Below are 17,828 nucleotides of genomic sequence, written 5' to 3'. Positions count from 1 at the left end.
ATTATCGCGAAACCTCAAGCATGCGCTCCAGGGCACGTTTCGCCAGAACTGCATCGGCTGCCGGCACTTTGATCTGATTTACCACCTTCCCCGCAACCAGGTTTTCCAGCGCCCAGGCCAGGTGCTGCGGATCGATGCGCGCCATGGTGGAACACATGCAGATCGTCGATGCCATGAACTGGACGATTTTTCCCTGGGCCTTGAATTCCTCGGCAATACGATTGACCAGGTTCAGCTCCGTTCCCACCAGCCAGCGTGTTCCAGGCTCCGCTTCCCGGATGGTCCTGATGATATAGTCGGTGGAGCCAACGTAATCCGAGTTTTTACATACCTCGAAACTGCACTCGGGATGCGAAATCACTTTCCCCTCGGGGTGCTGGTTGCGAAAACGAAGTATGTGCTGGGGCTGGAACATCTGGTGTACGGAGCAATGCCCCTTCCACAAGAGGATTTTCGCATTCCTGATCTGCTCGGGCGAAAGCCCACCCATGGGTTCATCGAAATCCCACACCGCCATCTGTTCGAGTGGAATATCCAGCTTGTGCCCGCTCCAGCGCCCCAAGTGCTGATCCGGAAAAAACAGTACTTTTTCCCTGCGGGAAAAGGACCACTGCAAAATTTTCATGGCATTGCTGGATGTGCAGACAATGCCGCCGTGTTCACCGCAGAAAGCTTTGAGATCAGCGGCAGAGTTGATGTAAGTTACCGGCGTGACCACTTCATCGGGATCGAGCACTTCCGAGAGCTCATGCCACGCGCGCTGCACCTTGAGAAGACTCGCCATATCCGCCATGGAGCAACCCGCGGAAAGATCGGGCAGAATGGTGATCTGCTCGGGCTTGGAAAGAATATCGGCCACTTCGGCCATGAAATGCACGCCGCAGAACACCAGGTAATCCGCATCGGTCCCTGAAGCAAGGCGCGAGAGCTGCAGTGAATCCCCGGTAAGATCGGCGTGTTTGTAAACATCCGGGCGCTGATAATGATGGGCGAGTATTACCGCGCGCCTTCCCAGCGCTGCTTTCGCCTGGACGATGCGCTGCTCGCAGTCATCGTCATTCAGGTTATCGAAACGTTCAAAGGCAATGGCTTCCGCTTGCATGGCCTACTCCGTTTTTCCTTTAAAAACCGCAGGTAATATAAGACAGAGGTAATAAGAAACTGCAGAGGTTCCAAACGTACTATTGGACCCGCATACCCGCCATCGGTTCGATCGGGCTTTCCCCGTTCCTCATTTTCGCGGGAATGCTTCCACTGCCTACCCCTACTGCCTTTTTCTGCTCTTTACTGCCCTTTATTACCGTTATTACCTTTACCGCCAAGTGTTGCCAATCTCCTGATCGCTTCGGCATTGCTTGGGGAAAATACTTTTTCCGCCGCCTCCTGCCAGGGGAGCCAGGTATGACGCAAATGTTCTCTTGCCGCAACGGAAACCGGGACCGGGTGCGGCACAAGCAGGCCAAAGACATGCTCGGTGTTATGGGTTACTTCGGGGGCGTAACGCCAGCGCCATTCCTCATAGATCTCATATTCGTTCACAATGTTCCAGTCGGTCAATGCGTAGCGGCGGGCATCCAGCCCGGTCTCCTCCGCCACTTCCCGCACCGCCGTTTGCACGAGTGTCTCGCCTTCGTCCTGGCTGCCCGTAACAGACTGCCAGTAGCCGGGATGGTCAGCCCGTTCAAGCAGCAGGACCTGCATGTCGGGCGTATGGATAATTACCAGAATGGAAACCGGAATCTTGTAGATTCTCACCACTGTGCACCAGGAGTAGGAACGGAATCAGAAAATCTTCGCTTTCGGAAAAACGATTTTCCCAATCTCCACGCTTCTGCGCTTCCACCCCGCGCCCTTGCTTCATATCCTCCAGGATTACGCGTGGCGAAGCTTGATGTGAAGTTCCCGCAACTGTTTCTCACCGACAGTACTCGGCGCATGCGTCAGCAGACATTGCGCACGCTGTGTTTTCGGAAAAGCAATGACCTCACGGATGGATTCGGCGCCTGCCATCATCGCAACGATCCGGTCGAGGCCGAACGCAATCCCGCCATGCGGAGGGGCCCCATATTGCAATGCTTCGAGCAAAAAGCCGAATTTTTCGTTTGCCTCGTCCGCTCCAATATTCAAGGCGCGAAATACCTTCGACTGTACTTCCTGGCGATGAATACGTACGGAACCGCCGCCAATCTCCGAGCCATTCAGCACCATATCGTAAGCCTTGGATAAGGCCTTTTCGGGATCGGTTTCAAGCAGGTCCTCGTGACCCTCGGCAGGCGAAGTAAAGGGATGGTGCAAGGCCTTCCAGCGGTTTTCCTCTTCGTCGCGCTCGAACATGGGGAAATCCACCACCCATAACGGCTTCCATCCCGATTCCGCCAGGCCGCGATCATGCCCCACCTTCGCGCGCAATGCACCGAGCGCCTCATTCACAACCTGTGCCTTGTCCGCGCCGAAGAAGATGAGATCCCCATCCTTCGCCCCCGTGCGCTCGAGAACGATCTGAATCACATTCTCAGGGAGGAATTTCAGTATGGGCGACTGGAGGCCGTCCATGCCTTTTTCCAGCGCATTGACCTTGATGTATGCGAGCCCCTTCGCCCCGTATATCGCGACAAAACCGGTGTAATCATCGATCTCTTTGCGCGACAATGCCCCACCTCCAGGCACGCGCAATGCCGCTACACGTCCCCCCGTTCTGAGCGCGGCTTCCCGGAACACCTTGAACTCCACCTCCTGCATCACATCGGTGAGTTCCGTCAGAACCAGCGACACACGCATGTCAGGCTTGTCCGAGCCATATTTCGACATCGCTTCGCCATGCGTCAGGCGTGGAAAGGGAGTGGGGAGATCGATATTCCTCACGCTTTTGAACACCGTGCAGATCATCCTTTCCATCATCTGCATGATTTGTGATTCATTCAGAAAGGATGTCTCGATATCGATCTGGGTGAATTCGGGCTGGCGGTCAGCCCGCAGATCCTCATCGCGAAAGCATTTGGTAATCTGATAATAGCGGTCGAATCCGGAAACCATCAGCAGCTGCTTGAACAGTTGCGGCGACTGCGGCAGCGCAAAAAAATGCCCGGTGTTGACGCGTGACGGCACTAGGTAATCGCGCGCGCCTTCGGGAGTCGATTTGGTGAGCATCGGCGTTTCCACGTCGATGAATCCATGCTGGTCGAGAAACAGCCGGACAGCCATCGCTACCTTGTAGCGCAACCGCAGGTTTTCCTGCATCTGCGGACGCCGCAGATCCAGATAGCGGTGTTCCAGCCGTGTGGCTTCGCTGAGGCTTTCGTCGTCCATCAGGAACGGAGGCGTCAGGGAAGCATTAAGGATATCGATCGAGCTCACCAACACCTCTATTTCCCCGCTGATGAGATTGGGGTTGACGGTTCCGGGCGGGCGATGCCGCACACGTCCGGTAATCCGGACCACAAACTCGTTCCGGATTTTTTCGGCGACCTGGAAAGCAGTGGGGTTATCGGGGTCGCACACCACCTGCACCAAGCCCTCACGATCCCGCAGGTCCACGAAAATAACTCCCCCATGGTCACGGCGCCGGTGCACCCAGCCGTACAGAATCACAGTCTGATCCAGATATTGGACGTCGATAAGGCCGCAGTAATTGGTGCGCATGGAGATCGGTAATCAGAAAAAAGGAATCAGGACTTGTCGCTCGATGCAGAACTGACGGAGTCCTGCGGATGCAGCAGCGCTGCCTGCGGCTCCACCGGTTTCTTGCCGTTGGGAGGTGTAACGACACCCATCGAGATTATATATTTCAATGCCGCATCCACGCTCATGTCGAGCTCGATTACATCGCTGCGCGGCATCATCAGAAAGAAGCCCGAGGTCGGATTGGGCGTGGTCGGCACGTAGACGCTCACATACTCTCCCGTGAGGTGATTGACAACGTCGCCACCTGGATATCCCGTCATGAAGGCGATAGTCCAGGAGCCTTCACGGGGATACTGCACCAGCAGTGCCTTGCGAAAGGCTTCTCCCTGGCTTGAAAACAGGGTATCGCTGACCTGCTTCACGCCGTAATAAATCGATTTCACGACAGGGATGCGCCATAACACGCCTTCCCAGAAAATCACCAGCCGCTGTCCGATGATGTTGGTGGTGAAAATGCCGGTAAGGAAAACAACCAGCAGCGTCAGCACCGTGCCCACGCCGGGAATATAGATGCCTACGAGGTTTTCGGGACGCATGCTCGATGGCAGCAGCAACAGGGACTGGTCCATGGTGCTGATCAGAAATTTCAACGCCCAGGCAGTAATACCCAGAGGTACCCATATGAGCAGCCCGGTGATGAAATAACGTTTCATGTCAGTAGTGAGGCTGATTCGTCACCCGTCAATCGGTGTGCAAGCAGGGCATGCGCTATCCCCGGCGGGAGCGCTCTCGCTCTTCGCCACGCACGCATCCGCATCAGCCTTGGGCTTGGACTGCCCGCCATTCTTGTTCTTGAAATCGGTGACGTACCAGCCGCTGCCCTTCAATTGAAAACCCGCAGCCGAAATAAGTTTGTTAAACGCATCGCTGCCACAGGCGGGACAAGCCGCCACCGGCGCATCGCTCACCTTTTGCAGATATTCTTTTTCGAAACCACAAGACCCACACCGGTATTCATAGATCGGCATGACAATCCTCCAACAAAGAAAGCTGAACGAAAAAAACGGGATTATACCTTAAGGAGTCCCCGAACAAGTTATTGCCCTGCCCTCCACCACTCGCCTCGCAACCTCTTTGCCACCTTCCAAGCTCAAGCGAGTCAAACGTAGGAGGCATATCCGGCTATGCCGATGGTGTGTGACCAGGAGAAATTCCTGTCGCCCGGTTATCCGGAGCGGCACCTTTACACCGACGACACTTCTTACCCATCCCACCTGCGTGAGGCGACCAACAAGCAACCAACTCTCGTATGACTACGGCCAATACCTTGGCAACCTGAGGGATGTCCTTTCCGGGATTCCCTGCCTCCTGTCAGGAACATAACATATGGGTAGTTGCGATAATTACAAGAGGATAATTTCAAGAGCGCGTGATGCGCGTAGCAGGAGCCGGCAGAACAGCAGGAAGCGGTAGCCACGCGGCTACGACCGATAAATTACGTTCTGCATCATTGTCAGCCGGAACCTGCTCTGCGATCGCCGCCACCTTCTTCCTCTTGTCATCCCTTCTCTCCCCTCCATGCCGTATTCCGGGCTTGCCGAAATATCAAGGGATCAGAAGAATCAAATGCGGCTCGTCACTCATCTCGCAGGCCACCGGCGCGATACGTGTCGACACCTTACGCAGCGCAAGCCGGCGGCCTCAGTTCACGCTGATCGTATAATCTTCCCGATTGTGGGAGCGAAAGGGGCTCTCCTGGCAAAACCGGATAAAGGCCATTTCTTCAGCCTCGGTCTTCGAATTGGCTTCAATTTCATAATCGGCAAGAAGGCCGCTGAAATTAGGACGATCATCAATAGACGGCTCAACAGGCGTGATGAGAACTTTATATATCATTTCATCCCCCTTTTTGGCTTTGACATTGTCGGGCATTTTTAATTCTAGGGTATATAGCCTGTTATTGCTGCTCATGGACAAGAAAGTGTCAGACCAGAAATTCAGATACAATGAATACCCGTATTTCATCCAGGGATAATACCCATGCCCACTTCAGTTCGCCTTACCCCCGAGATCGAGGAGCGGTTGAACTTCCTCGCCGCGCAGACGGGACGTTCCAAGGCCTTCTATCTTCGGGAAATTATCGAACGCGGGCTTGATGAGATGGAGGATTGCTTCCTCGCGGCTGACGTGCTCGAACGCGTGCGCAAAGGCAAGGAAAAAATTTACCCCCCCGCAGAAATAAAGAAAGACCTTGATCTGGAGGATTGAATACATCATTACGGCCAGAAATAGACTGCGAAAGCCGGAGAGGCAAACGCAGTCATTAACTACCTTGAAGAATGTGTTGACCTATGGATAACCGGGAAGTGCGGGAAAGAAGTTAACAGATTCATTGCGCGGATTGGGGTCTACTGAGAGGGGATTTGGAGTAGGAGGGGCCTTTGGGGTGCCATTGTTGGTGGTATTGCCGGAGGAATTGTAGGCGGCGCGCTAGGCAGCTTCCTAGGTTCAGGACCTATTAATTTCATGATTCACGAATAGGATCAAATGTGATTCACTTATGGCGGAGGTGCTGCCATGAGAGATTTGTTTTACCTGTCGGAAACACAGTTCAACCGTATAAAACCTTATTTTCCCTTGTCCCACGGAGTTCCCCGTGTTGATGATCTGCGGGTGATCAGCGGGATCATCTACGTCATTCGGAATGGCCTGCAATGGAAGGATGCCCCCAGGGAATACGGGCCGCACAAGACACTGTATAACCGTTTCGTGCGCTGGAGCCGACTGGGCGTGTTCAACCGCATCTTTGTGGAACTGACCGGTAAAGAGGAAACGCCCGAGAGGCTGATGATCGACGCCACGCATCTGAAGGCCCACCGCACGGCAGCCAGCCTGCTAAAAAAGGGGATGTTCCCCGCCGTATCGGTCGCACAAAGGGCGGCCTGAACTCGAAGCTTCATGTGGTCTGCGACGGTCAGGGCAAGCCTGTGGCCATGCTCCTGTCCGAAGGGCAGATGAGCGATTACAAGGGAGCACGTGTGCTGCTGCCGTCATTGCCCAAAGCCAAAACCCTGATTGCAGACCGCGGCTATGACGCTGCCTGGTTCCGGGCAGCGTTGCGTGCCAAAGGCATGACGCCCTGCATACCGACAAAAAGGAATCGCAAAATCCAGATCAAATACGACAAGACCCTCTACAGGCAAAGGCACAGGATCGAGAACATGTTCGCTCGGCTCAAGGACTGGCGCAGGATCGCCATGCGTTACGACCGCTGTGCCCATACCTTCTTCTCTGCCATCTGTATCGCCGCAACTGTCATCTTCTATCTCAATTAATGAGTCCTGAGCCTAGGTTCTGATGCCTACGCTCGCATCGTTGACTAACACCCCAGCGAGTGGCCCGCCTGTTCTTCTCGGTATTTCCTCCACCGTGAGAAAGCACTGGGCGTGTTGCTGCTGGCCATCTGAGCGCCGCAACTGTCGGTGACCCAAGTTTGGGTCATAACCCTCGTCCTGAGCCACTCTTCCTGAAAGCCGTTTCCCCAGAAGAGGAGCTTCTTCAGCCCTCATAAGTCCCAAGCTTACTGCAGTTTGGGGTGACATATATCCGTCCCTGCCACTTCCGCAACCGACAGTTCCCAAGGCTTTCACAGCCTGCAACCAAGTCGATGTTCGTGTGGCTTGTTGGATCAATAAAAGCTCTCGCCATTTCTTCCCTAAAGTCATAACCGCCGTCCTCAGTCTTCCTGAAAGCCAGTCCGCCAGAAAGAGGGACTTCCTCAACTCTCATAAGTCCCAAGCTTACTGCCGTTTGGGAGGACATATATCCGTCCGCTGTATAGAAAAAGACGGTGTGACGCAGGAGCGCAGCAAACCCCAATATGACTATACCCGTACCGAGTAATGCAACAACAGTGGAAACAATCGCTCGTGTCATTAGTAGGTTTTCCTTTGTTAAAGCGAGCTTGTAGCCAGCTGCCCGAGAAGGTTTCAAGCAGCAGGCGCCTGGCTGTCCATTGATACCAAGGATTCACTGGCGAGTTCGTGGGGCAATCCAGCTCAATGTAACGCTATCGAAGCAATATAATCGCGTTTTGCCGGTTGCGATGCCATCCTATGGTGAAAGGCAGCTTGGGTGGCTTTCTCTGCCGCCCGTTTGTATTTTTGCACTAGAATGGCGTGAGACTGGAAATCCTGCCCGTGCCTCCCGTAGGAAGGGCTTTTGTCCTCGTGATACTGGAGCCGTTTCTCGTGTTCCGCTGCTATTTCCAACAGTTTCCTGGCCCGGCTTTCATACCGCCTGGCAAGCTCGTCGTGGTCGATGGAAGTTCTGATGATTTGCCCGGCCATGCTCGCATTATCATTCCTTGCTTCGAGCGTACTGGTCTCGGCGCAGGAGGCAAGCAGACCCAGCATGGATAGGGATGTTAAAAACTTCCTTATTTCTTTTTCCATGATAGGCAGGCTCCAATGAAATGGGTGAAGTGAAAGCCGCTCCATCCTGAGGCGGCCATCCATAGGAACATTGTACCCAGTATTACTATAAATAAAAGTCACAGGTTTTGATTGTTATCATAATATTTTACTTATGCATTAAGAAGCTTGAGTCCTAACTACAGCAGTTCCCCCGGAGATTCAGAGCAGTCATGAGTATCGCTACATCATCCGGTGCGCATTTTCCCGCTTGATACGGTATCGAGATATAGTTTGGGTAGAGGTGTTTCTCGCCTCGTGATCCCTACATCATGCCTTTCCGAGGATATAGATATGCATCCGGTTGTTGAAACCCTTCATGGCAAACCGGGGAGCCATCTCAGGGATGGTGCGGCTACTTTCAAGGGTGTGCCTTACGCTGCCTCGCCCTTCGGCCCGAACCACACCCTCCACAGCTTGTTGAACCTTGAGGTGGCGGGCGTGATGCTCTCGCATTTGGGCCGAAGTCACCTCAGGGTGTCGTATCCAACAGGGATAGCGGAGTGCCTTGCACAGCTGGTTGGCGCGAGCGGGGACTGCTTGACGCTCAATATCTGGACGCCTGCTCTCGCCCCGGCCGGCCTGTGGTGGTGCGGATTTGCGGCGGGCCTGCCGGAATAAACCGTTGTCCGCGTAAATCCAGAAAAATCCAAGACAGACGTTAAACCGTAATTCTTCTACTAAAGCCGCTTCCTATCTAGAAATACTACTTAGAAAAAACCTTTTATACCCGCTTTTTCGAACTGAAGTGATGTGCTCCCAATAAAACGTGCCATTTGGAATCTAGTAAAGTTCGTTTCTCGAGAGGAGAACGGCCGTGAAGAAGCGATTTACGGATGAGCAAATTATTGGCTTTCTGAAGCAGGCAGATGGAGGCAGTGGGCTTAGAAGAATGGCGTCCAGCTCAAATTGGTTGAGGCGGGCAAGCCTACGCAAAACGCGTACATTGAGAGCTTCAATGGCCGGTTTCGGGATGAGTGCTTGAACGATCACTGGTTTACCGCCCTAGCTAAGGCAAGGATTCGGATACTCTAGCCACATGCTTCCATATTTTCCTAGAACTTGCCTGAGACAAGCTATATGCGTGTCACCGTACGGAACGAGTTGAGCATAAGCCTATTATTTCAATCCAGCAATTTTGCTGATTTGAGATGAAGGAGCAATCATGAAAGATATCTTCCTTTTAAAAAACACTATCCGTTCCATCCTACTTGCCGGCCTGATATCTGGAGTAGCTAGCTTGGCTTATGCCCAAACTAGTGGCACAGGAGTGGGCGGGGCAATGTCTGGCCAAGACCCCGGGGCGAGCTCGGGCTCATCAATGGGATCAGGTGGCTCGGGAATGTCCGGGACACGAGGCTCGGGCGGAAAAGCTGAGACGGGCAGGTCCGGGGGAACAGCTGGCACGAGTGGCGCCGGAGGAACAACCGGGACAGGTGGGGCCGGAGGAACAACTGGGACAGGGGGCGCCGGGGGAACAGCTGGGACCGGCGCCTCTGGAGGGGGATCAGGCGGGTACTAAACTACAGTAAGGGATTTAGGATGTGGGCCTCGTCGGTCCACATCCCTATCTCTAATCAATCAAATTAAGTTGCAGAAGATCAGGAGGATCGGCCTTCTCGCCGGCTCCAATATCAAAATAGCCTCTGCTGCAACTAATGGACCTTGAGTTCGCGAGCATCTCATGAACTCCTGTTCTGGTGACGCCAGTCACAACCAAGGTCATCATGGAGTGTCCAGATTTGTCCGCCTCATGCTTGGAAAGCATGGTCGTCACTATAAGACAAGGACTCAGGCTTAGACGTTAAACCGAAAATGCATCACATCCCCATCTCTGACGACATACTCCTTTCCCTCCAGCCGCATCTTGCCTGCCTCCTTGGCACCCTGCTCACCTTTGCAGGTAACGAAGTCGTCATAGCTGATGACCTCGGCGCGGATAAAGCCCTTTTCGAAATCGGTATGAATGACAGCAGCGGCTTGGGGCGCGGTATCTCCTTTTGATATGGTCCAGGCGCGCACTTCCTTCACCCCAGCGGTAAAGTAGGTCTGCAGCCCCAGCAGTTGATAGGCGGCGCGCACCAGGCGGTTGAGCCCCGGTTCTTCCAGATTCATGTCGGCGAGAAAAACCTGCTTGTCCTCATCCGGCATCTCGGCAATTTCGGATTCGAGGGCGGCGCAGATGGCAACGACAGGCGCGCCCTCGCCTGCCGCATATTCTTCCACCCGTGCCAGCAGCGGATTACCGGTGAATCCTTTTTCGTCCACGTTAGCCACATAGATCGCAGGTTTGGCAGTGAGCAGGCATAGCGGCTTGAGCAGTTCCTGTTGTTCCTTATCAAGTCCTTCAGCCAACCCGAGACTTCTTACCGGCTTGCCCTGGTCGAGATGCTCCCTTACCTTTTCGAGCAGCGCGACGAACTTGACCGCTTCCTTGTCACCGGACTTGGCAAGCTTGGTTTCCCGTTGTACCACCTTTTCGACGGTGGCCAGATCGGCGAGTGCCAGTTCAGTCTGGATGGTTTCGATATCCGAGATGGGATCGACTTTGCCGGAGACGTGCACCACGTTGTCATTCTTGAAGCAGCGCACCATATTGATGATGCCGTCGGTCTCACGAATGGTGGCAAGAAATTTGTTGCCCAATCCCTCTCCTTTCGAAGCCCCTGCGACAAGACCGGCAATATCGACGAATTCAACCACTGCAGACTGCACCTTTTGCGGCTTGACGATCGCAGCAAGTTCAGTCAGCCGAGAGTCGGGAACTTCGACAATGCCCACATTCGGTTCGATGGTGCAGAAGGGGTAGTTCTCGGCAGCGATGCCAGCCTTGGTGAGGGCATTGAAGAGGGTGGATTTTCCGACGTTGGGCAAGCCAACAATACCGCATTTCAGGCTCATGGTTTGATTTGGTTACTCGTTTAAGACAGGCTGTAATGGTTAAAGGGGTATGAAAGTTGTTCCGTCATTTTCACGCAGCAGGCTAAATCTCCGTTTTCGGGCATCCTCCATGACAGGTTTTTCCGAACGCCATTCGACCCTTCGACAGGCTCAGGGGTGAATGAGAGAGAAGGTAGAATCAAGAGGAACAAAACAGTTCATGACCCCATGTCCTTTGGAAATATCAGCTTTGCTTCTGGGTATGCAGCCTCATCATTGCCGCCTGATAATTGCCTTCTGCGATGAGGGGCCAGACTTCCAGGCTGTCGTTTATGGCCGTGTCGATCAACGCTGCTTCTTCCTTGCGCGGAGGCTGCAGTACGTAATTCACGACGGCATGCTTTTCTCCCGGATGGCCGATGCCGATCCGCAAGCGCCAGAACTCCCGGGTGCCGAGATGCGCGACGATGTCTTTCAACCCATTGTGACCGCCCAACCCTCCGTCGAGCTTCAGCCTGGAGACGCCGGGGGGCAAATCCAGTTCGTCGTGCACTACGAGCATCTGTTCAGGCTGAATTCGGTAGAAACGGCACAATGCGGCCACTGCCCTTCCACTAGCATTCATATAGGTCTGGGGATTGAGCAGCCAGGATTCAGACTCACCCTGCCCGATACGCGCGCACAAGCCATGAAACTTGCCATCCGCCTTCAACGTGACACCCAATTGATCCGCCAGACGAACTACCCACCAGGCGCCGGCATTATGGCGAGTGGCCGCATATTCCCTACCCGGATTGCCAAGACCGACGATGAGCTTCACTGAATGTAACCCGAATCCTCAAAATGAAAAGCCCGCGAAGCCAGAATGACTCCGACGGGCTGAAAAAACATGCGATACGGCTTGGGATGCCTGCGAACCAAGCAAGATGCTCAAGGCCCACTCCGGGAGCGCATCTTCCTGCGGAAGGTACTGCTCCTCCCTCTCGCCAGCGCCCCAAGGGGTTGTGCCTCCGGAACAGCAACTGGACACATTGAAGATGCCAACTGCCGCTTGGGCGCTTAGCCCGCTCCGGGGTCGCACCTTCCTGTGGAAGGCACTGCTCCTCCCTCCTCGCCAGCGCCCCAGAGGGGTTGCGCCTCCGGAACAGCAACTGGACACATTGAAGATGCCCCTGCCGCTTGGGCGCTTAGCCCGCTCCGGGGGTCGCACCTTCCTGTGGAAGGCACTGCTCCTCCCTCCTCGCCAGCGCCCCCAGAGGGGTTGCGCCTCCGGAACAGCAACTGGACACATTGAAGATGCCCCTGCCGCTTGGGCGCTTAGCCCGCTCCGGGGTCGCACCTTCCTGTGGAAGGCACTGCTCCTCCCTCCGCGGTCTTACTTTTTCTTTCCGGCGTCTTTTTTCTCGCCTTCCTTGGCAACGCCTTCTTTCTTCTGTACGGAGGTGGGTATGTCTCCCGCTGCCACGCCTCCAGCCGCTTCCTCAGCCGCTACCCCGCGTGGAATGGCGATGGTCGCCACAGGCAGGTCTTCACCTTTCATCAGCGCAGGAATCTCAACTCCTTCAGGCAACTGCAGGTTGCTCAGGTGTATGGTGTTGCCGGCGGCAAGTTCCCCCACATCGACGGAAATGAATTCAGGTAGATCTTTTGGCAGGCAGGAAACATCCAGTTCGGTAAGCACGTGGCTCACCAATCCGCCCGCCAGCTTCACCCCTGGGGCAATATCTTCGTTGATGAAGTGCAAGGGCACTTTCATATGGATTTTCTTGTTCGAAGCGACGCGCTGAAAGTCGATATGCAGCACCTGGGGCTTGAAGGGGTGCATCTGTATATCCCGCAGCAGCACCTTTTCTTTCTGCCCTTCCACACTCATCGTCAGGATGGAGGCATGGAAGGCTTCCAGTTTGAGCTGGTGATAAAGATTGTTGTGATCGAGTTCGATCGGCTGCGCCGGGTTTTCTCCACCATAGATGATTCCCGGTACCTTGCCGGAACCCCGCAGGCGGCGGCTCGCACCTTTGCCCTGCAATTCGCGCTTTTCGGCGCTGATTTCAATTTGCATCTACTTTCTCCAGAATGTGGATCATCCGCGACCAGATGAATCCGATTAATAAACTTGTCTATTGCGCTATCTATTCAATCCGCAGGCTATTCTCAACCAGCCTTGCTCCCTGGTTTTGCTTTTCACCACCTGCACAGCGTGGATTCGCGTTACTCCATGAAAAGCGAACTCACGGAATCTTCGTTACTGATCCTGAGCATCGTTTCCGCGAGCAGGCTTGCCACGCTCAACTGCTCTATGCGCTCGCACGCCTGGGCATCCTCCCGCAGCGGAATGGTGTCGGTGACAACGAGCTTGTCCAGGGCAGAGTTCCCGATCCGCTCCACGGCACCGCCCGACAGCACCGGATGCGTGCAATAAGCCAGCACGCGTTCCGCTCCCTGCTCCTTGAGCGCGCGCGCTGCTTCGCACAGCGTATTAGCGGTATCCACCATGTCGTCCATGATCACACAAGTGCGTCCGTCCACCTCGCCGATGATGTTCATCACCTTTGCTATATTCGCTTTGGGACGCCGCTTGTCTATGATGGCAAGGTCGCATTCGAGCCGTTTGGCCATCTGGCGCGCGCGCACTACTCCCCCCACATCAGGGGAAACCACCACCAGGTTCTTGAAATCATTTTTCCAGAGATCGCCCAGCAGGATAGGCATGCTGTAGATGTTATCCACAGGTATGTCAAAAAACCCCTGGATCTGGTCCGAATGCAAGTCCATTGTCAGCAAGCGGTCTATGCCGACACTGGTCAGCATGTTTGCCACCACCTTGGCCGTGATGGGGACCCGTACCGAGCGCGGGCGCCGGTCCTGGCGGGCATAGCCGAAATAAGGCATCGCGGCGGTGATGCGCGACGCGGAGGCGCGCTTGAGCGCATCCACCAGCACCAGTAATTCCATCAGCGTATCGTTGGTGGGCATGCAGGTGGATTGCAGGACGAATACATCCTTGCCCCGGACATTCTCGAGGATTTCCACCATTACTTCGCCATCGCTGAAGCGGCCAACCGTGGCACGGCCGATGCGAAGATTGAGATGCCGTACGACATCCTGCGCCAGCTTGGGATTGGCGTTGCCCGTGAAAACCATCAAGCTATCGTAGGCCATGAGAAAACCTAAAAGTCCGAAAACGCGGAACCGGCAGATGGGGAATTCATGGAAGCGAACAGGAACCGGCGGCAGTCCAGCCTGGACGAATCATGGAGCTGAAAACTGGCTGGGGAGGTAGGGATCGAACCTACGAATGCCGGAATCAAAATCCGGTGCCTTACCACTTGGCGACTCCCCAATTATTGTTCTGCAAAATCATGCAAGGGATGGCGATCAAGTCCCTGCGCCACAAAACCCTTCATACCGTATGGAATCTTCCCCAGTGCGCTTCTGGCCCCGGATTCGGTCGCAAACTCGGCAAAAACGCACGCGCCGGAACCCGTCATGGCCGCCATCCTTGCACCTTCGAGCTGCCGCAGCCACTCGAGGTGGCGTGCTACCTCGGGGTATGAAGCACACACCACCGGCTCGAGATCATTATGCCCTTGCTCGGTGGAAAAGGGCGGTATTTTGATCGGAATCGTGTTTCGTGTCAATTCCTTACTTGAAAAAACCTTTGCCGTTGAGACATGCACGGGCGGTGTGAGTATCAGATACCATGCCGGGGGTAACGCAATCGGCAGGAGTTTTTCGCCGATGCCCTCAGCAAAGGCATTTTCACTGAAAACGAATACGGGAACATCCGCACCCAGTTCCGGGGCCAGTTTCAAAAGTTGATTCCGGCGCCAGCCCAGCTTCCACAAGCGGTTGAGCGCAAGCAATGTCGTGGCTGCATCCGAACTGCCGCCTCCCAGGCCACCACCCATCGGGATGCGCTTTTCCAGAAAGATATTGGCCCCCCAGGGAGTACCGCTTTCCCGTTGCAGCAGTTTTGCTGCGCGCACGCACAAATCCTGCTCTTCCGGCACCCCCGGAGTGGGCGTATGCAGCTTGATCACACCGTCCGCCCGCAGCCCGAAATGGAGCTGGTCGGCGAAATCCACCAGGCGGAAAACGGTTTGCAGAAGATGGTACCCATCCTCCCTCCGTCCCACCACATGCAGGAACAGATTGAGTTTGGCAGGCGCAGGGCAGCTCAGTTCCGCCTGCGAATCCACTTCAGTCGTTGACAGTATTCCATTCATCTATTACCAGCCTTATCCGCAGACCGTTACGGTTAAGTGTCAGCAGTCTGGCACGCGCGGCCTCTGACTGTGGAGCTTCAGCAGGTACCGCCTGCGAGTAGCCTGCATAGGTGATTTCCCATCCGTTCTGACGAATGGCTGCCACGCGGCCCATCATATCCAGGTCGATTTCGGACGGCGTATCCGGCGAATTCGTGCCTTGCACCCAGTACTGCAACCCGGAGAGCGGCAAACGCCAACCCAATACCCGTTCTGTGAGTTCTTCCACATTATCGGCGTAATAATGTTCCTGCTCGGCAGTTATGAGAGACACACCATCGGCTGAGCGCTCAATCTGTCCGACAGCCTGACCTACGGGGGAAAGAAGGAGAATTTGATCGTCGTCCTGCATATGGCGCCACTGGACTCCCCCGGAAAAACCGTTTCTGCCCTCTTTCACCGATACCCTGCCAATCAGCTGGAAGCCCGCACTTTTCGCTTCCATCGCGCCCGGTTCCATGATAACGGTGCTGGCTACATTCTTTTCTTCTGGAGCAAGGGTTGCGCAACCGTAAAAAAAAGCAGGGGTCAGAAAAACAAGATGCCATGAGCGCAAGGAGCCCAAGGAGCCCAAGGAGCCCAAGGAGCCAAGGGAGGATAGGGAAAATCTTCCGAAATTTCTCAACTTCCGACAAGCCGGGTTCACAAAGCGAACAGACTCCGAATCGACGCAGGGCATCTTCTATCCCACCCTCGCGCTACTTCATGAACTTCTTCATCACGCCAATCAACGCTTCGTTACCGGGATGATTCTTGAGGGCCGTCTGCCAGATCTCTTTCGCTTCGTCCTTCATTCCCTGCACCCACAACACTTCCCCCAGGTGAGCAGCAATTTCCGGATCGGGATTCATTGCAAACGCCTGTCGCAGGTAGCTCAATCCCTGGTTGATGTCCCCCATGCGGTAATGCACCCATCCCAGACTGTCGATGATGTACGGATCGATAGGCGAAAGCTTGATCGCCTTCTCGATCAATTCCAGCGCCTCCGGCAGGCGCTTGCTGGAGTGCTCGGCAATACCGTAACCCAGGGCGTTGTAGGCGTGAGCATGGTCGGGCCTCAGTTCGATCAGTTTGCGCAGATCCTGCTCCATGATATCCGCCTTGCCTATTTTCTCCGCAGCCAGGGCGCGGTCATAAAGCAGTTCGGGGGAATCGGGAAGTTTTTCGAGACTGCTGCTCAGGAGCTGAAAGGCTTTCTTGTAAGCGCCGGACTCGCGCAACAATTGCGCCTCGGCGATGATCACCTGCGCACGCTGCTGGTCATTGGCCACTGGCAGTTGCTGCAAATGATGGAGACCCTCCTTGGTTTTGCCGGTTCTGCTCAACAGAATGGCATATTTGATCTGTGCCGGGATAAACTGGGTTCCCTCCGTAACCGAGCGGTACCAATTCAAAGCCTGCGGGATCTGCTGTTTTTTTTCACTGATGCCGCCGAGATAAAAGCGCACCATTCCCGGGTCCCGGTAACCCAGCTCCAGCGCTCTTTTGAAATTCGATTCGGCTACATCGTAGTTCTGCAGCTCCAGGGATAACAGGCCGACGGCAATGGCAACATCCGGGTTATCCGGATTTTCTGTCAGCAACTTCTGGAACTGCTCGCGGGCTTTGCTATAATCTCTTTCAGCTAGCAGCAAGCGTGCATAGGTGATGCGTGTATCGTTGGCTTTGGGATAGCGCTTGAGATAATCATCGAAAAATTCGATTGCGCGGGCGTTGGATTCGCGCGACAGAATACGTCCTTCGTAAATTGCCGCCATCTCCCACTCAGGCCTCAGCGCCAGCGCTTTTTTCATCTCTTCCAGAGCGATGTCGAAACGCTCGGCAAACCATGCAGCCTGGGACTCGGCAAAATGCGCTTCCGGCAGATCGGGATAAGGTTGCGCGAGCTGCTTTACCAATTCGAAGATTGCATTCTTGTTGGGACTGCGCACCAGCAGGCTGTTCAGTTGCATGAAAGCATCATCGATCTTGTCTCCCGCAACCGCCAGCAATTTTTCCAGATGGGGACGGGCCTCATCTAATCTGTCAAAATGCACCAGCAATGCAGCCATCATCTGACGGGCTGGAATCGATTCCGGATCGAGTTCCGTCCAGATTTTTGCCGCTTCCAGGGCGAATGCCGGCTGGCGCGCCTGAAGCGCAGCTTCCGTGGCGCGCTGGGCCACGCGCGGATCCTGAGTGTTTTTTGCAAGCTTGAGATAGGTACGAAGACCGATTTCCGTGTCGCCCCGCTGCAGCGCTGTCTCCGCCAGCAAAAAATCGAACAGCATGGAGGGGGTCAAATCCTGACTGGGTACTCTTGACTGCTCTGACTCCTTCTTCTCTGCCGGTTTTTCCGCCGTGAGAGGAGTCTTGGCAGGAAGATGTGAACAGGCGGCAAGAAAGAGCAGCGGTAATGCGCCGGGAACTTTAAGACTCATGCGGAGATCCGGAAGATTCGAAAAAGGGGCTGCAAATGGATGGGCTTTCCTTCAGTACAGCCCACATATTAGGTATATTTTACGCTTATCACAAGTAGACACCTGAGCCGTAACATTTGCTCACGAGGATTTACCGGAGGACGCCGCTCCACGATTGCGCACTGCGT

General features: G+C 54.7%; 19 protein-coding genes, 1 tRNA gene and 1 pseudogene. 5 read left to right on the top strand and 16 right to left on the bottom strand.

The genetic code is table 11. The annotated features are described in order from the left end of the window. Nucleotide 1: 1 nt before the first annotated feature. The 7 genes from nadA to NMUL_RS03175 form a co-directional block, all read right to left on the bottom strand. Nucleotides 2-1,102, bottom strand: a complete 1,101-nt coding sequence (gene nadA / locus NMUL_RS03200; RefSeq protein WP_011379963.1) for a quinolinate synthase NadA — start codon at nt 1,100-1,102, stop codon at nt 2-4. Nucleotides 1,103-1,284: 182 nt separating this feature from the next. After that, entirely contained in the window at nt 1,285-1,755 is a 471-nt protein-coding gene (gene nudB / locus NMUL_RS03195) for a dihydroneopterin triphosphate diphosphatase (protein ID WP_202944835.1), read from the bottom strand. Between the two features lie 117 nt (nt 1,756-1,872). Further along, complete coding sequence (gene aspS / locus NMUL_RS03190; protein ID WP_011379961.1) at nt 1,873-3,639, bottom strand: aspartate--tRNA ligase; 1,767 nt, start codon at nt 3,637-3,639, stop codon at nt 1,873-1,875. Nucleotides 3,640-3,665: 26 nt separating this feature from the next. Beyond that, the gene (locus tag NMUL_RS03185; protein WP_011379960.1) at nt 3,666-4,334 is read right to left on the bottom strand and encodes a DUF502 domain-containing protein; all 669 of its coding nucleotides are present in this window, start codon (nt 4,332-4,334) and stop codon (nt 3,666-3,668) included. Nucleotides 4,335-4,355: 21 nt separating this feature from the next. Then, nucleotides 4,356-4,649 carry an FmdB family zinc ribbon protein gene (locus tag NMUL_RS03180; RefSeq protein WP_011379959.1) on the bottom strand — a complete coding sequence of 98 codons (294 nt, stop codon included), beginning with the start codon at nt 4,647-4,649 and terminating at the stop codon, nt 4,356-4,358. Nucleotides 4,650-5,040: 391 nt separating this feature from the next. Continuing rightward, a complete protein-coding gene (locus NMUL_RS16455; protein ID WP_258039207.1) occupies nt 5,041-5,166 on the bottom strand; it encodes a hypothetical protein in 126 nt (41 codons plus the stop codon). Between the two features lie 156 nt (nt 5,167-5,322). Continuing rightward, nucleotides 5,323-5,592, bottom strand: a complete 270-nt coding sequence (locus NMUL_RS03175) for a hypothetical protein (protein WP_143034482.1) — start codon at nt 5,590-5,592, stop codon at nt 5,323-5,325. 69 nt (nt 5,593-5,661) lie between these two features. Between NMUL_RS03175 and relB the strand changes: the two genes are divergently transcribed. Both relB and NMUL_RS15190 read left to right on the top strand, forming a co-directional pair. Next, a complete protein-coding gene (relB, locus tag NMUL_RS03170) occupies nt 5,662-5,889 on the top strand; it encodes a type II toxin-antitoxin system RelB family antitoxin (protein ID WP_011379957.1) in 228 nt (75 codons plus the stop codon). Nucleotides 5,890-6,198: 309 nt separating this feature from the next. Next, a protein-coding gene (locus NMUL_RS15190; RefSeq protein WP_148235532.1) for an IS5 family transposase occupies nt 6,199-6,956 on the top strand; the annotation gives its coding sequence in 2 pieces (ribosomal slippage) (nt 6,199-6,532 and nt 6,532-6,956; 759 coding nt in all). 723 nt (nt 6,957-7,679) lie between these two features. On the opposite strand, the gene NMUL_RS03150 is transcribed toward NMUL_RS15190, so the two are convergent. After that, entirely contained in the window at nt 7,680-8,075 is a 396-nt protein-coding gene (locus NMUL_RS03150) for a hypothetical protein (RefSeq protein ID WP_041352692.1), read from the bottom strand. A gap of 312 nt (nt 8,076-8,387) precedes the next feature. On the opposite strand from NMUL_RS03150, the gene NMUL_RS03145 reads away from it, so the two are divergent. The 3 genes and pseudogenes from NMUL_RS03145 to NMUL_RS03140 all read left to right on the top strand — a co-directional run bounded on the left by NMUL_RS03145 (nt 8,388) and on the right by NMUL_RS03140 (nt 9,625). Beyond that, nucleotides 8,388-8,714, top strand: coding sequence for a carboxylesterase family protein (locus NMUL_RS03145; RefSeq protein WP_041352356.1), 327 nt, complete (start codon nt 8,388-8,390; stop codon nt 8,712-8,714). Between the two features lie 270 nt (nt 8,715-8,984). Next, nucleotides 8,985-9,113 (top strand): annotated as a pseudogene (locus tag NMUL_RS15185) (integrase core domain-containing protein); the annotation flags it as partial. Nucleotides 9,114-9,340: 227 nt separating this feature from the next. After that, nucleotides 9,341-9,625: a hypothetical protein gene (locus tag NMUL_RS03140; RefSeq protein WP_049783053.1), complete on the top strand. Its 285-nt coding sequence runs from the start codon at nt 9,341-9,343 to the stop codon at nt 9,623-9,625. Nucleotides 9,626-9,890: 265 nt separating this feature from the next. Here NMUL_RS03140 and ychF read toward each other — a convergent pair whose 3' ends face one another. The 8 genes from ychF to NMUL_RS03095 all read right to left on the bottom strand — a co-directional run bounded on the left by ychF (nt 9,891) and on the right by NMUL_RS03095 (nt 17,661). After that, nucleotides 9,891-10,994, bottom strand: coding sequence for a redox-regulated ATPase YchF (gene ychF, locus NMUL_RS03130; protein ID WP_011379954.1), 1,104 nt, complete (start codon nt 10,992-10,994; stop codon nt 9,891-9,893). 223 nt (nt 10,995-11,217) lie between these two features. After that, nucleotides 11,218-11,793: an aminoacyl-tRNA hydrolase gene (gene pth / locus NMUL_RS03125; RefSeq protein WP_011379953.1), complete on the bottom strand. Its 576-nt coding sequence runs from the start codon at nt 11,791-11,793 to the stop codon at nt 11,218-11,220. Between the two features lie 555 nt (nt 11,794-12,348). Beyond that, complete coding sequence (locus NMUL_RS03120) at nt 12,349-13,035, bottom strand: 50S ribosomal protein L25/general stress protein Ctc (RefSeq protein WP_011379952.1); 687 nt, start codon at nt 13,033-13,035, stop codon at nt 12,349-12,351. Nucleotides 13,036-13,184: 149 nt separating this feature from the next. After that, nucleotides 13,185-14,135 carry a ribose-phosphate pyrophosphokinase gene (locus NMUL_RS03115; RefSeq protein WP_011379951.1) on the bottom strand — a complete coding sequence of 317 codons (951 nt, stop codon included), beginning with the start codon at nt 14,133-14,135 and terminating at the stop codon, nt 13,185-13,187. Nucleotides 14,136-14,241: 106 nt separating this feature from the next. Continuing rightward, nucleotides 14,242-14,316: transfer RNA gene (locus NMUL_RS03110), tRNA-Gln, on the bottom strand. Between the two features lies 1 nt (nt 14,317). Then, on the bottom strand, nt 14,318-15,202 hold the full coding sequence (gene ispE / locus NMUL_RS03105; RefSeq protein WP_011379950.1) for a 4-(cytidine 5'-diphospho)-2-C-methyl-D-erythritol kinase: 885 nt from the start codon (nt 15,200-15,202) through the stop codon (nt 14,318-14,320). Then, a complete protein-coding gene (gene lolB / locus NMUL_RS03100; RefSeq protein ID WP_167535550.1) occupies nt 15,177-15,686 on the bottom strand; it encodes a lipoprotein insertase outer membrane protein LolB in 510 nt (169 codons plus the stop codon). Before lolB ends, ispE begins: the two co-directional genes overlap by 26 nt. Before the next feature lie 253 nt (nt 15,687-15,939). Continuing rightward, a complete protein-coding gene (locus tag NMUL_RS03095) occupies nt 15,940-17,661 on the bottom strand; it encodes a tetratricopeptide repeat protein (protein WP_011379948.1) in 1,722 nt (573 codons plus the stop codon). Nucleotides 17,662-17,828 lie beyond the last annotated feature (167 nt).

This window comes from Nitrosospira multiformis ATCC 25196, assembly GCF_000196355.1.
In the GTDB taxonomy this organism is placed as follows: domain Bacteria; phylum Pseudomonadota; class Gammaproteobacteria; order Burkholderiales; family Nitrosomonadaceae; genus Nitrosospira; species Nitrosospira multiformis.
This window is presented reverse-complemented; position numbering and strand designations above follow the sequence as displayed.